The sequence below is a fragment of the Cyanobium sp. ATX 6E8 genome, from assembly GCF_024346335.1.
In the GTDB taxonomy this organism is placed as follows: domain Bacteria; phylum Cyanobacteriota; class Cyanobacteriia; order PCC-6307; family Cyanobiaceae; genus Cyanobium_A.
In genome coordinates this window covers 130,473-142,657 of sequence record NZ_JAGQCT010000003.1, presented here as the reverse complement: position 1 = coordinate 142,657, position 12,185 = coordinate 130,473, and the positions used below count along the sequence as shown (strand labels likewise).

Genomic DNA, 12,185 nt, shown 5'->3' with positions numbered 1-12,185 from the left:
ACGGCGGCGAGGTGGGATCTGTGATCTCGAGGACTGTAGCCGCGCTTCGCAGCCAACCCGGTCCCTGGATGCGATAAAGAGGGGAGCGGTTATGCGCTGGTCTGTGGGTCACACCCTGGTCATTGTCGAAAGTCCCACGAAGGCCCGCACCATTCGCGGCTTCCTTCCCAAGGACTTCAAGGTGGAAGCCTCGATGGGGCACGTGCGCGACCTGCCCAACAACGCCAGTGAGATCCCGGCGGCCCACAAGGGTGAGAAGTGGGCCAACCTCGGCGTGAACACCGCCAACAACTTCGAGCCCCTCTACGTGGTGCCGAAGGACAAGAAGATAGTGGTGAAGGAGCTCAAGGATGCCCTCAAGGGCGCCGACCAGCTGCTGCTAGCCACCGACGAAGACCGGGAAGGCGAATCGATCAGCTGGCACCTGCTGCAGCTGCTCAGCCCCAAGGTGCCGGTGAAGCGCATGGTGTTCCACGAGATCACCAAAGAAGCCATCGGTCGGGCCCTGGAGCAGACCCGCGAGCTCGACATGGAGCTGGTGCACGCCCAGGAAACCCGCCGCATTCTCGATCGGTTGGTGGGCTACACCCTCTCGCCGCTGCTGTGGAAAAAGGTGGCGTGGGGGCTGAGCGCCGGCCGCGTCCAGTCGGTGGCGGTGCGCCTGCTCGTGCAGCGCGAGCGGGCCCGCCGGGCCTTCAGGAGCGGCAGCTACTGGGACCTCAAGGCCCGGCTGGAGCAGGCCGGCGCTGGCTTTGAGGCCAAGCTGAGCCAGCTGGGCGGCGTGAAGATCGCCGGTGGCTCCGATTTTGATGAGAGCACCGGAGCCCTCAAGGCCGGCAGCAAGGTGCGACTGCTGAGCGAGGCCGAGGCCAAAGCCCTTCAGGCCCAGGTGCAGGGCGCCGCCTGGACCGTGGCGGAGGTGGAGGAGAAGCCCACGGTGCGCAAGCCCGTGCCCCCCTTCACCACCAGCACCCTGCAGCAGGAGGCCAACCGCAAGCTGCGGCTCTCGGCCCGCGAAACCATGCGCACCGCCCAAGGGCTGTACGAGCGCGGCTTCATCACCTACATGCGCACCGATTCGGTGCACCTCAGCGACCAGGCGATCAACGCCGCCCGCAGCTGCGTGGGCGCCAAATACGGCAAGGACTATCTGAGCCCGTCTCCCCGCCAGTTTTCCACCAAAGCCCGCAACGCCCAGGAGGCCCACGAAGCGATCCGCCCCGCCGGTGAGAGTTTCCGCGATCCCGCCGCCACCGGCCTCGATGGCCGCGATCTGGCCCTCTACGAGCTGATCTGGAAGCGCACGGTGGCCAGCCAGATGGCTGACGCCCGGCTCACCATGCTGGCGGTGGAACTGCAGGCCGACGGCGGCGCTCTGGGCCCTGCCAGCTTCCGCGCCTCCGGCAAGCGCATCGACTTCGCCGGCTTCTTCCGCGCCTACGTGGAGGGCTCCGATGATCCCGATGCCGCCCTGGAGGGCCAGGAGGTGCTGCTGCCGGCCCTGAAAGTGGGCGATCGCCCGGCCTGCAAGGCGGTGGAGGCCCTCGGCCACCAAACCCAGCCCCCCGCCCGCTACAGCGAAGCGGCCCTGGTGAAGATGCTGGAAAAAGAGGGGATCGGCCGCCCCTCCACCTACGCCTCGATCATTGGCACGATCGTCGACCGGGGTTACGCCACCCTGGCGGGCAACGCCCTCACCCCAAGCTTCACGGCCTTTGCGGTCACGGCCCTGCTGGAGGAGCACTTCCCGGACCTGGTGGACACCAGCTTCACCGCCCGGATGGAGAACACCCTCGATGAGATCTCCCACGGCCAGGTGCAGTGGCTGCCCTACCTGCAGAGCTTCTACAAGGGCGAGCAGGGCCTGGAAACCCAGGTGGCCCAGCGCGAAGGCGACATCGATCCGGGGGTGTCGCGCACGGTGGAGCTCGAGGGCCTGCCTTGCGTGGTGCGCATCGGCCGCTTCGGTGCCTACCTGGAAACCAAGCGCGTGGCCGACGACGGCAGCGAAGAGCTGCTCAAGGCCACCCTGCCCCAGGAGATCACCCCGGCCGATCTCGATGCCGACAAGGCCGAGCTGATTCTCAAGCAGAAGGCCGATGGCCCCGAATCCCTAGGCGAGGATCCGGAAACGGGCGATCTGGTGTATCTGCTGTTTGGCCAGTACGGGCCCTACGTGCAGCGGGGCCAGGTGAGCGATGAGAATCCCAAGCCCAAGCGGGCTTCGCTGCCGAAGGGCGTCAAGCCGGAGGAGCTCAGCCTCGAGGATGCCCTAGGCCTGCTGCGGCTGCCGCGGCAGCTCGGGGAGCACCCCGATGGCGGCAAGATCGAGGCGGGCCTGGGCCGCTTCGGGCCCTACGTGGTGCACCACAAGGGCAAGGGCGAGAAGGACTACCGCTCCCTCAAGGCCGAAGACGATGTGCTGATGGTGGGGCTGAGCCGCGCCGTGGAATTGCTGGCCATGCCCAAGAAGGGCCGTGGCGGCCGCACCGCCCTGAAGGATCTCGGCACTCCTGAGGGGGGCGATGAGGCGATCCAATTGTTCGATGGCCCCTATGGCCTCTACGTGAAGCAAGGAAAGGTGAATGCGTCGTTGCCGGAGGGCACCACCGCCGACACCATCACCCTGGAGCTGGCCGTGGAGCTGCTCGCCGCCAAGGCCGCCACCGGCAAGGCCAAGGGCCGCAAGCCAGCTGCCGGCGCCGCCAAGAAGCCTGCTGCCAAAAAGCCCGCCGCCAAAACAGCTGCCCCGAAGGCCCCCACCACCACCAAAACAGGCCGCCTGCGGGCCAGTGCGGTGCGCGTGATCCGGGCGGCTGACAGCTGATGGCCGCCATGGCCTGGGGTCGCCTGCGGTTGCAGATGCGGTTGGCATTGGCGGTTTGCGGCCTGGCTCTGGCTGGCTGCAGCGGCACCCGTTTGGGCGACCAGCTCTCCCGCAGTTTCTCGGCGCCCCCAGCCCAGCCCGTGGCCCTCACTCCGGCAGCCCCCACTCCGGCAGCCCCCACTACGGCAGCCCCCACTACGGCAGCCCCGAATGGGGCGAGCCCCAAGCCCCCGCTCGCCCCGCCGCTTCCTTCGGTGGCTTCACCCACCAAGCCGGCCCCCTACCGGATCACAATTCAGTTGCCTGCGGCCGATCCGGCCGCCCCCGCCGAGGCCGTTACTGAGGCCCTGCGGGCGGCGGGCGTGAGCTTCGAAGTGGAGATGATCGAGCGCATCGGCGCGTCCACGCCGAAGCCAGCGCCCACCGTCACGCCGGCACCCACGGTCACGCCGGCCCCGGCACCGCGTTGATGCCATCCCGCCGCCAGCTCACGCGCGGACAGGCCCGCCAGTTGATGGACACGGCCTATCTGGCGTCCGCCACTGCCCTGCTGTGGGTGGCGCTGTATTACCTGCCGGTGGGCAGCCCTCTGTTTCGGCTAGCCCTGCCCCTGCCCCTGGCCCTGTTGCAGCTCCGCCACGGCTGGCGCTGTGCCGTGGAGGGCCTGGTGGTGACGGCCCTGCTGCTGGTGGCCCTGATGGGGCCGATCCGCGGCCCCCTGGTGCTCTTCCCCTACGGCTTCCTGGCGCTGTGGCTGGGCTGGTGCTGGCGCGGCACCGGCGGCTGGCGGGCCAGCTGGTGGGTGAGCTGGGGCCTCGGCAGCCTGATCGGTGCGGCAGGCTTTCTGGTGCGGGTGGCGGTGTTGTCGCTGCTGGTGGGGGAAAACCTCTGGGTGGTGCTCACCAGCGCGGCCGCTGGTTTGCTGGAGAGGCTGGCCGGCTGGGTGGGCCTGGCCGCCAGCATCGACCTGGCCCAGGTGCAGCTGGCCGCCGTCGCCCTGGTGTGGGTGCAGAACGGAATCGTGGTGCTGGCCCTGCATGCGGTGGCCTACTGGATCTTTCCGCGCCTGCGCTCCCCGATCCCCGAGCCCCCCCGGGCCCTTCGCGCCCTGGTGGCCCTCGATCCCCTCTGAGCCCGGCGATGGCCCCTGATCGCTGGCGAGCAGCGCTGCAGCAGGGCTGGCCGGTCAGTCGCACCCTGCTGCTGCTGGCCGCCACCGACACGGCAGCGGTGCCGGGAATTTCCGCCGCCGGGGCCACCCCCGAGGCCCGCCTGGGCACGGCAGCCGCCGACGCCGAGCTGCTGCTGCAGGGGCCCGGCGCTGGGCGAGTTCATGCCCTGCCGCCCCTGCCGGCTGGGGTGAGCCCAGCCTTGATCAGCCATGTGGTGCTGCGGGAGTTGGGGTTGCTGGAGCGCACCCGGGTGGTGGATCTGGGCTGTGCCATCGCCCCATCGGTGCCGCACCTGCGCCTGCCCGCGCTCGAGAGCGCCGGCCCGGCCTGCTGCCTCAGCACTGGCCGGGCCCTCGATCCGGCCCGGGTGAAGGCCCTGCTGCAGCGCGGCCGCTCCTGGGGAGAGCGCTGGAACCCCGCCGAGCCGCTGCTGCTGGCGGAGTGTGTGCCGGGGGGCACCACAACCGCTCTGGCGGTGCTGCAGGGGTTGGGGGTGGAGGCGGCCGGGCTGGTGAGCGGCAGCCTGCGCCAACCGGCCCATGGCCTCAAGGCGGCGTTGGTGCGGCGGGGCCTAGAGGCAGCCGTGGCTGGGGTTGTGCCTGGGGGCGGCGCCGAGCCCAGTCCCATGGCCGTGCTGGCGGCGGTGGGCGATCCGATGCAGGCGTTGGCGGCTGGTTTGGTGGCGGCGGCCGCGGCGCGGGGCACCCCCGTGCTGCTGGCCGGCGGCAGCCAGATGGCGGCGGTGCTCGCCCTGGCCCTGGCCCTGGCGGAGCCCGAAGGGCGCCAGGCGCTGGTGAGCCAGGTGGGGCTTGCCACCACGGCCTGGGTGGCCGAGGAGCCCGGCAGCGATCTGGCCCTGCTGCTGGCGCGCATCGGTGCCCAGTGGCAGGTGCAGCCGCGGCTGGAGGTGGCGGCCCTGCGCTTCCACGGCTGCAGCAGCGCAGCCCTGCGCGACTACGAGCGCGGCTACGTCAAGGAGGGGGTGGGGGCCGGCGGCCTGGCCCTGCTCTGGGAGCTGGCTGGCCTGCCCCCTGCGGCCCTGGCGGCCGCCTGCGACCAGGCCTGCCGGCTTGAGCTCGGTGTCTAGGGTCGCAGCCATGGCTCTGTTGTCTGCCCCGCTCTCCCGTCGCCGGCTGCTGCAGCTGGGGCTGGGCGCCGGCCTGCTGGCCGCCTGCCGCCCCGCTGAGGGCCCCCAGTTGCTGCTGGCTGAGGGCGAACTGCCGGCCGCCTGGCTGAAGCAACTGCCGGATCCCTGGCGCTCCCAGCAACTGGCGGACCCCGCTGCGGTGCAACAACAGCTTCAGGTGGTTGTGCAACAGGGTGTGCAACACACCGCGCAGCCCAGAGTGCAGCCCGGCGCGCAGCCTGGTTTGGTCGCCCTCAGCGACGGCTGGGCCAGCGGTCTGGGCAGCGGTCTGGCCAGCGGTCTGGGCCCCAAGGTGCTGCAGCCGTTTGGGGCGCCGCGGCTGTGGGCCCGCTTGGCGCCCTTCAGTGCCGAGGTGGCGCGGCTGTTTGGCTCGGTCGGCGCCGGCGAACTGGCCTTTCCCTGGGCCTACAGCCCCTGGGTGATCGCCCTGCGCAGCCGCTCCGACCTGCTGGCCCGGCGGCAGGAGGGCTGGGCGCTGCTGCTCGATCCCAGCCTGCGGGGCCGGCTGGTGCTGCCCTCCAGCCCCCGCATCAGCCTGGAGATCGTCAAAGGCGATTTCGCCCAGCTCGAGCGATTGCGGGCCCAGGCCCTGGCCTACGACGAGCGCGATGGGCTCAATCTGCTGCTCAGCGGCAAAGCCGACGCGGCGGTGCTGCCCCTGCAGCGCCTGATCCCCCTGCTGCGCCGCGACCAGCGCCTGGCGGTGATCTGGCCGGAGTCGGGGGCGCCGCTCAGCTGGCAGCTGCTGCTGCGGCCGGCGGCGAGCCCACCCCAGCAGCCCCCCTTGGAGTGGCTGGGGGCCGTGCTGGAGCCGCCCCTGCTGGAGCAACTGCTGGCCCGGGGTTGGGTGCCGCCCCTGCCCCAGGCGCAGCTGGCGCCGATGGCCCGGCGCTTTCCGGCGGCGATGGCCGCGCTGCTGCTGCCCGGCGATGCCCTGCTGCAGCGCTGCTGGAGCCTGCCGCCGCTCAGCCTGGCCCAGCAGCTCGCCCAGCAGAACCTCTGGGATGCGGCCGCGCCCAGATCCTGAGATTCAGCCCCAGAGGCGCCGTCTCGGTGCGGCGGCCAGACGCCGGTGGGTGTCGGCCAGCAGCGCGGGGATGGGCAACTGGTGGGGGCAGCGGGGCAGGCAGGCGCCACAGCTTTGGCAGGCCTCGGCATTGCGCTCCTCCCACCAGTGGCCGGCGCGGCCGATCAGGTTGTAGCGCTCGCCCGCGAACGCCTCCATGCCGTGGCCGACGGCCAGGTTGCGCAGGCGCAGCAGCTCAGGGATCGGCACGCCGTTGGGGCAGGGCAGGCAGGCGCGGCACTGACCGCAGCGCTCGGCCCCCAGGCGCTCCCGGCCCGCGGCACTCAGGCGCTCCAGGGCTGCGAGTTGCGCGGCACTCAGCCAGGGCGAGGGCCCTTGAATGGCAGTGGCCCAGGCCAGATCGCCCGGCTGCTCGGCCCCCAGGCTCAGGGTGGAGACCCCCTCATCCAACAGAAAGCGGTAGGCCAGCTCGAGGGGGTGAAACGGGGCGCAGTCGGCCAGCAGCTCCGGCGGCGGGTCGTAGAGGCGGCCCCCTTTGTCGGCCGGGGAGATGGCCAGCACGCCGATGCCGCCGGCCAGGGCGGTGCGGGCCAGGGGCAGGCGGGTTTGGTCGAAGAGGTGCAGGTGCAGGCTGCACACCCGGAAAGCCCCGGAGGCGAGGGCGGCCTCGATCAGCTCGGGGCTGCCGTGGCTGCTGAAGCCCACCTGGCCCACCAGCCCTTCGCCGCGGGCCCAGGCCAGCAGGTCGCCGCCGGGGCCGTGCAGGGCCCACTCCAGGTGCTCCGGCGTGTTGAGGCCGTGGACGGCCAGGGTGGTGAGCTGCGCCACGCCGAGGCGCGCCAGGATCGCCCGCAGCTGCTGCTGGGCGGTGGCGAGGTCCGAGACTGGCAGGAGCTTGCTGGTGATCCGCCAGCCGCCCTCCGGGGCCAGGCCCTCTGCGGCCAGGGCGGCGAGGGCCTGGCCCAGGAAGCTTTCGGCGGGGCCGTAGGCGGGGGCTGTTTCCAGGTGGTTGATGCCGGCGGCCAGGGCGGCGCGCAGCACGGCCTCCATCTGCGCCGGGCTGCCCAGGGCCCGCATCGTGCCAAGGCTGAAGGGGGACACCGGAGGGCCATCGCCGAAGGGGCGCAGGGCCGGGGCTGTCATGGCGCGGGTGTGTCCGGCGGCTCGGTCTCTGGGTGGGCTTGCTTGAGGTGGCGCACCAGGTCGGCGGGGCTGGTGCTGTCCAGGAAGCGGCGGAAATTGTCCTGGTCTTCTGCATCGGCCTCCGCGTCCACCGGGATCGAGGCATCGGCCACCACCTCCTCCAGCATCCAGATCGGGCTGCCGGTGCGCAGGGCCAGGGCGATCGCGTCGCTGGGGCGGGCATCGAGTTCGAGGCCAGCCGGGGCCTGCACGGCCGCCTCGGCTGTTTGGGCTTCGGCTGTCTGGGTTTCGGCTGCTTGAGCGTCGAGATTGGCGTGCTCAGGCTCGGCAGGGCTCAGTTTCAGCACGGCGCGGAAGGTGCTGTCTTCGATCGTGTGGATCACCACCCGGTCGAGCTGCAGCCCCCCCGCGTCGATCAGGGAGGCCATCAGGTCGTGGCTGAGGGGCCGCGGCGGCGCCTCGTCGCTGAGGCCGGCCAGGATGTTTTGGGCCTGGGCCTGGTCGATCCAGATCGGCACCTGGCGCCGGCCCGCGGGATCGCGCAGCAACACAATCGGACTGCGGCTGGCCGCATCCAGGGCAATTCCGGCAACGCGCATCTCGACCATGGCTTGCCTGGTCCACCCTTTGCACGATTATGGCCAGATTGGTTCGCCCTGGGCTTGATAGCGGATGTTTACCGGGCTGGTGCAGGCAATCGGTGCAATCCGGCGCAGTTCCAAGGGGGTGCAGGTGCAGTGGCATCCGCCGGCGGGTGCGGCTTGGGGGCCAGCCCAGCTGGCCCTGGGCGACAGCGTGGCGGTGGATGGGGTGTGTCTCACCGTGGCCGAGCGCCTGGCCGATGGGTTTCGTGCGGACGTGAGCGAAGAGACGCTTGGACGCACCACCCTGGCGGCCAAGGCGGACCGGGGCGGGGCGGTGAATCTGGAGCCGGCCCTGCGGCTGGCGGATCGCCTCGGTGGCCACTTGGTGAGCGGCCATGTGGACGGGTTGGGGGTGGTGCGGGCGATTGCGCGTCAGCCGGCCTCCTGGCGCCTCGAGCTGGCCTGGAACGACCCCGCCTACGGCCGCTACATCTGCGAAAAGGCCAGCGTGGCGGTTGATGGCATCAGCCTCACCGTGGCGGGTTGCGACGCGGATGGCGGGGGCTTCTGGATCGCTGTGATCCCCCACACCTGGGCCAGCACGACCCTCGCCCAGCTGGCCGTCGGCCATGGGGTGAATCTGGAGGCCGATCTGCTGGCCAAGTACACCGAGCGGTTGCTGGCGGGCCGAGGAGGGGGGGGCGGGGACTCCTGGAATGGCGATTTGGGTTTGTTGAACAAAACGTTCAACGGAGCTGAACAGAGAAACAACGAGCAGGGGAGCTCCGGAGCTGGCGTCGATGCCGCCTGGTTGGCTGATCACGGCTGGGTCTGAGCCGCGTGTGGCCAGGGCCGCCCACCGTGATTACGGTCCGAGTGATATCGATGGAACACTGATGGGTTCAAGTCTGTTGTCCCCCAATGGCGCGGGACTCAAAGCCTTCACCCTGTTTGAGGGGGTGTTGATGCTGGTGCTGGGGGTGCTGGCTCTGATCTTTCCGGTGGTGGCCTCAGCCTGGATCACCGTGATCGTGGCGGTTGCCTTTCTGGTGGGCGGCATCGTGGGTTGGGTGAGCAATCTGGCCCGCTCCCGTCAGTTGGGCCGCTGGTATTGCTTCTGGCGCCTGGTGATCTCCACCCTGTTCATCGTCGTGGGGGCCTGGATGATTCAGCAGTTCCGCGGCGGGCCGCTGGAGGGTGGTGTTGTGGTGGCCAGCCTGGCCTTCGCCATCGGCCTCGTCTTCATCCTGGAGGGCGTGGTGTCGGTGCTGGTGTCGCTTGGCCACACCCAGGTGAGGGGTTGGGGTTGGGGCCTGCTCAATGGCATCGTCACCCTGATCCTGGGCGTGCTGATTGTGACCATGCAGGGCTGGGGCCTGCTGTGGGTGATCGGTGTGCTGGTGGGCATCAGCTTCCTATTCAGCGGCATCGACCTGCTGGCCTTCAGCGCCAGCTTTCATGGTGATGACTGAAGAAGGGCGATGACTGAGCGCGACGACTGAAGAGGGCCTGGCTTGCCCTACTCCTCCAGGGGCAGCAGCCAGATGGAGCCGGTTTCCTGGTGAATTTCGATGCGGAATTCCTGGCCCGGCTCCAGCCCCAGTCGCCGGGTGTAGGCGTGGCCGATCAGCAGGTTGCCGTTGCCGTGCACCCGCGTGCGGAACTCTGCCTGCCGCCCCTTGCCCTGACCGCTGGAGCGACTAGCGCTGGTCCTGCCGCCACCGTTGTTGGGCATGGAATAGCCCTTCGCCGCCACCAGGGCCCGGTAGAAACTCTTTTTGAGCACTCGACCGCTAGGGCCCACGTAGCCACATGCCCGGGCAATCTCATCTTCGGGGCGGTTGCTCAGGGCCCGGGCCCGATCGAGCAGCGCCTTCCCCTCCAGCATTTCGGGGGGACCGTCGTCCGTCCTGCCAGCCATGGGTGTTGCCTGCCCTCGACAGAGTGATGGGTCGATTGTGCCGAGTGTGCTTCCAATTCGCCAACGCTGCCAGCGCTTGAACACCATCCCAGCGCCTGAAGACGATCAGAGCAGATAAAGAATCCCGTAGAGCACTACCCAGATGCCGTCCACAAAGTGCCAGTAGAGCTCGGCCGCTTCCAGGCCGAAGTGATCGCTGGCGGTGTTGCGGCCGCCCTGGCGGGTTTGCAGGGCCACGATGGCAATGCAGATCACGCCAAGGGTGACGTGCAGGCCATGGAAGCCGGTGAGGGCATAGAAGGTGCTGGCGAACAGGTTGTCGGTGAGGCCGAAGGGCAGGTTGAAGTATTCGACCATCTGCCCGGCCAGGAAGATTGCACCCAGCCCGCCGGTGATCGCCAGCCAGAGGCGGCTGGCAGCGAGGTTGCCACCGCGGCATTCCTTGCCGGCCCGGTGGAAGGTGAAGCTGCTGATGATCAGGACAACGGTGTTGATTGTGGGGAGCAGTAGTTCGAGTTCGTAGGTGCTGCCCTCCTGGAGGGGATTGACGGCCCGGAAGGTGAGGTAGGCGGCGAAGAAGCCCGCGAAGGTCATGCCGTCGGCCACCAGGAAGGTGGCCAGGCCAAACAGACGGAAGTCGCCATGGCCCTCAGTGGCGTGATCGGCTGCGTGGTCTGTGGCTTGGTCGGCTGCGAGGCTGCCGGGATCCTGCAGGGGGGCGGTGCTGGTCATGCCTGGACCTCCTGGGGTACTTCCTGATGCTGGCCGTAGCCGTAGGGCTCGGTGACCAGCGGCGCTTCGCCAATCCAGTTTTCCACTGGGGGCGGCGAGCTGGTCAGCCACTCGGGGGTGAGGGCGTTCCAGGGGTTGTCACCGGCAACCTTGCCGTTGATGGCCGTCACCACCACGTTGATCAGCAGCGGCAGGGTGCTGATCGCCATCAGCAGGGCGCCGACGCTGCTCACCTGGTTGAGGGTGGTGAAGGTGGGGTCGTATTCCGCCACCCGGCGGGGCATGCCGTTGAGACCCAGCCAGTGCTGGGGGGCGAAGCAGAGGTTGAAGCCGATGAAGGTGAGCAGGAAGTGCAGCCGGCCCAGGTCTTCATTGAGGAGTCGCCCGGTGAACTTCGGATACCAGTGATAGAGCGAGCCGAAGATCACAAACACCGTGCCGCCGTAGACGATGTAGTGGAAATGGCCCACCACGAAGTAGGTGTCATGCACGTGGATGTCGAAGGGCACCTGGGCCAGGGCCACGCCGGTGATGCCGCCGAACACGAAATTCACGATGAAGGCGCAGGAAAACAGCATCGCCGAGTTGAGCGCAATCTTGCCGCCCCAGAGGGTGGCCAGCCAGTTGAAGAATTTGATGCCGGTGGGCACGGCGATGAATGATGTGGCGATCGTGAAGAACAGGCGCATCCAGGGCGGCGTGCCACTGGTGAACATGTGGTGGGCCCAGACGATCAAGCCCAGAAACACAATCGCCATGATCGAGTACACCATCGTGGTGTAGCCAAACAGGGGCTTGCGGGCGTGCACCGGCAGGATCTCACTCACCAGGCCGAAGGCCGGCAGCACCATGATGTACACCGCCGGGTGGGAATAGAACCAGAAGAGGTGCTGATAAACCACCACATTGCCCCCCAGGGCAGGGTTGAAGAAGCCCGTGTGGGCAATGATGTCAAAGCTCAGCAGGATCAAGGTGCCGGCCAGCACTGGCGTGGAGAGCACCACCAGGATGCTGGTGCCGAGCATGGCCCAGCAGTACATCGGCAGCTGCATCAGCTTGAGGCCAGGCCGGCGCAGCTTGAGGATGGTGGCGATGAAGTTGATGCCGCCGAAGATCGAGCTACCGCCCAGCAGCAGCACACTCAGGATCCACACCACCTGACCTGCTGCCGGGGTGGTGAGGCTCAGCGGGGGATAGGCGGTCCAGCCGGATTGGGCCGCAGCTCCTGCGATGAAGTAGCTGCTGATCAGCAGGATGCCGGCGGGGGGAATCAGCCAGAAGGCCACGGCATTGAGCCGCGGGAAGGCCATGTCGCGGGCCCCCACATAGAAGGGAATCAGGTAGTTGCCGAAGGCGCCGTTCACCACCGGCACGATCCAGAGGAAAATCATCACCGTGCCGTGCAGGGTGAGCACCTCGTTGTAGGTGTCGCGCGGCATGAAATCGGAGAGCGGCGTGGCCAGCTCGGTGCGAATGGCGCCAGCCAGGGCTCCGCCGATCAGATAGAAGACAAAGCCGCACACCAGATATTGCAGCCCGATCACCTTGTGATCGAGGCTGAAGCTGAAGTACCGCAACCAGCCCTGGGGTTGCAGGCTGCCGTTGAAGTCGCTCGGATTGGCGAGGGTCATG

12 protein-coding genes are annotated in these 12,185 nt (G+C 68.9%); 7 read left to right on the top strand and 5 right to left on the bottom strand.

Features of this window, described 5'->3' with window-relative positions:
- The first annotated feature begins 103 nt into the window (after positions 1-103).
- Genes topA through KBY70_RS04275 form a run of 5 tightly spaced genes read left to right on the top strand, consistent with a single transcriptional unit; the run spans position 104 to position 6,173 of the window.
- Complete coding sequence (topA, locus tag KBY70_RS04295) at positions 104-2,827, top strand: type I DNA topoisomerase (protein ID WP_254987614.1); 2,724 nt, start codon at positions 104-106, stop codon at positions 2,825-2,827.
- Between the two features lie 8 nt (positions 2,828-2,835).
- Positions 2,836-3,297 carry a hypothetical protein gene (locus tag KBY70_RS04290; RefSeq protein ID WP_254987532.1) on the top strand — a complete coding sequence of 154 codons (462 nt, stop codon included), beginning with the start codon at positions 2,836-2,838 and terminating at the stop codon, positions 3,295-3,297.
- A complete protein-coding gene (locus KBY70_RS04285; RefSeq protein WP_254987531.1) occupies positions 3,297-3,959 on the top strand; it encodes a DUF2232 domain-containing protein in 663 nt (220 codons plus the stop codon). Before KBY70_RS04290 ends, KBY70_RS04285 begins: the two co-directional genes overlap by 1 nt.
- An 8-nt stretch (positions 3,960-3,967) precedes the next feature.
- Positions 3,968-5,086, top strand: a complete 1,119-nt coding sequence (locus tag KBY70_RS04280; protein ID WP_254987529.1) for a nicotinate-nucleotide--dimethylbenzimidazole phosphoribosyltransferase — start codon at positions 3,968-3,970, stop codon at positions 5,084-5,086.
- A 10-nt stretch (positions 5,087-5,096) separates the two neighbouring features.
- Complete coding sequence (locus KBY70_RS04275) at positions 5,097-6,173, top strand: twin-arginine translocation pathway signal (protein ID WP_254987528.1); 1,077 nt, start codon at positions 5,097-5,099, stop codon at positions 6,171-6,173.
- Between the two features lie 3 nt (positions 6,174-6,176).
- Here KBY70_RS04275 and KBY70_RS04270 read toward each other — a convergent pair whose 3' ends face one another.
- A complete protein-coding gene (locus tag KBY70_RS04270) occupies positions 6,177-7,316 on the bottom strand; it encodes an aldo/keto reductase (RefSeq protein WP_254987527.1) in 1,140 nt (379 codons plus the stop codon).
- Positions 7,313-7,924, bottom strand: a complete 612-nt coding sequence (locus tag KBY70_RS04265) for a bifunctional nuclease family protein (protein WP_254987526.1) — start codon at positions 7,922-7,924, stop codon at positions 7,313-7,315. Before KBY70_RS04265 ends, KBY70_RS04270 begins: the two co-directional genes overlap by 4 nt.
- 64 nt (positions 7,925-7,988) lie before the next feature.
- Here KBY70_RS04265 and KBY70_RS04260 point away from each other — a divergent pair, with 64 nt between their 5' ends.
- Entirely contained in the window at positions 7,989-8,735 is a 747-nt protein-coding gene (locus KBY70_RS04260; protein WP_094559713.1) for a riboflavin synthase, read from the top strand.
- Positions 8,736-8,796: 61 nt separating this feature from the next.
- Positions 8,797-9,372: an HdeD family acid-resistance protein gene (locus KBY70_RS04255; RefSeq protein ID WP_254987525.1), complete on the top strand. Its 576-nt coding sequence runs from the start codon at positions 8,797-8,799 to the stop codon at positions 9,370-9,372.
- Between the two features lie 47 nt (positions 9,373-9,419).
- Here the strand turns inward: KBY70_RS04255 and KBY70_RS04250 are convergent, their stop codons facing one another.
- From KBY70_RS04250 to ctaD, 3 genes are all read right to left on the bottom strand, one after another.
- Entirely contained in the window at positions 9,420-9,788 is a 369-nt protein-coding gene (locus KBY70_RS04250; RefSeq protein ID WP_254987613.1) for an AbrB family transcriptional regulator, read from the bottom strand.
- Positions 9,789-9,926: 138 nt separating this feature from the next.
- Positions 9,927-10,553: a heme-copper oxidase subunit III gene (locus KBY70_RS04245; RefSeq protein ID WP_094559716.1), complete on the bottom strand. Its 627-nt coding sequence runs from the start codon at positions 10,551-10,553 to the stop codon at positions 9,927-9,929.
- A complete protein-coding gene (gene ctaD / locus KBY70_RS04240) occupies positions 10,550-12,184 on the bottom strand; it encodes a cytochrome c oxidase subunit I (protein ID WP_094559717.1) in 1,635 nt (544 codons plus the stop codon). The genes KBY70_RS04245 and ctaD overlap by 4 nt, the downstream gene beginning before the upstream one ends.
- Position 12,185 lies beyond the last annotated feature (1 nt).

Bases quoted from the DNA above. Each gene is read 5' to 3' on its own strand.
- KBY70_RS04265 (WP_254987526.1), bottom strand. From the start codon at position 7,924: ATGGTCGAGATGCGCGTTGCCGGAATTGCCCTGGATGCGGCCAGCCGC.
- KBY70_RS04260 (WP_094559713.1), top strand. From the start codon at position 7,989: ATGTTTACCGGGCTGGTGCAGGCAATCGGTGCAATCCGGCGCAGTTCC.
- KBY70_RS04245 (WP_094559716.1), bottom strand. From the start codon at position 10,553: ATGACCAGCACCGCCCCCCTGCAGGATCCCGGCAGCCTCGCAGCCGAC.
- KBY70_RS04280 (WP_254987529.1), top strand. From the start codon at position 3,968: ATGGCCCCTGATCGCTGGCGAGCAGCGCTGCAGCAGGGCTGGCCGGTC.
- KBY70_RS04255 (WP_254987525.1), top strand. From the start codon at position 8,797: ATGGGTTCAAGTCTGTTGTCCCCCAATGGCGCGGGACTCAAAGCCTTC.
- KBY70_RS04250 (WP_254987613.1), bottom strand. From the start codon at position 9,788: ATGCTGGAGGGGAAGGCGCTGCTCGATCGGGCCCGGGCCCTGAGCAAC.
- KBY70_RS04285 (WP_254987531.1), top strand. From the start codon at position 3,297: ATGCCATCCCGCCGCCAGCTCACGCGCGGACAGGCCCGCCAGTTGATG.
- KBY70_RS04275 (WP_254987528.1), top strand. From the start codon at position 5,097: ATGGCTCTGTTGTCTGCCCCGCTCTCCCGTCGCCGGCTGCTGCAGCTG.
- KBY70_RS04290 (WP_254987532.1), top strand. From the start codon at position 2,836: ATGGCCTGGGGTCGCCTGCGGTTGCAGATGCGGTTGGCATTGGCGGTT.
- KBY70_RS04270 (WP_254987527.1), bottom strand. From the start codon at position 7,316: ATGACAGCCCCGGCCCTGCGCCCCTTCGGCGATGGCCCTCCGGTGTCC.
- ctaD (WP_094559717.1), bottom strand. From the start codon at position 12,184: ATGACCCTCGCCAATCCGAGCGACTTCAACGGCAGCCTGCAACCCCAG.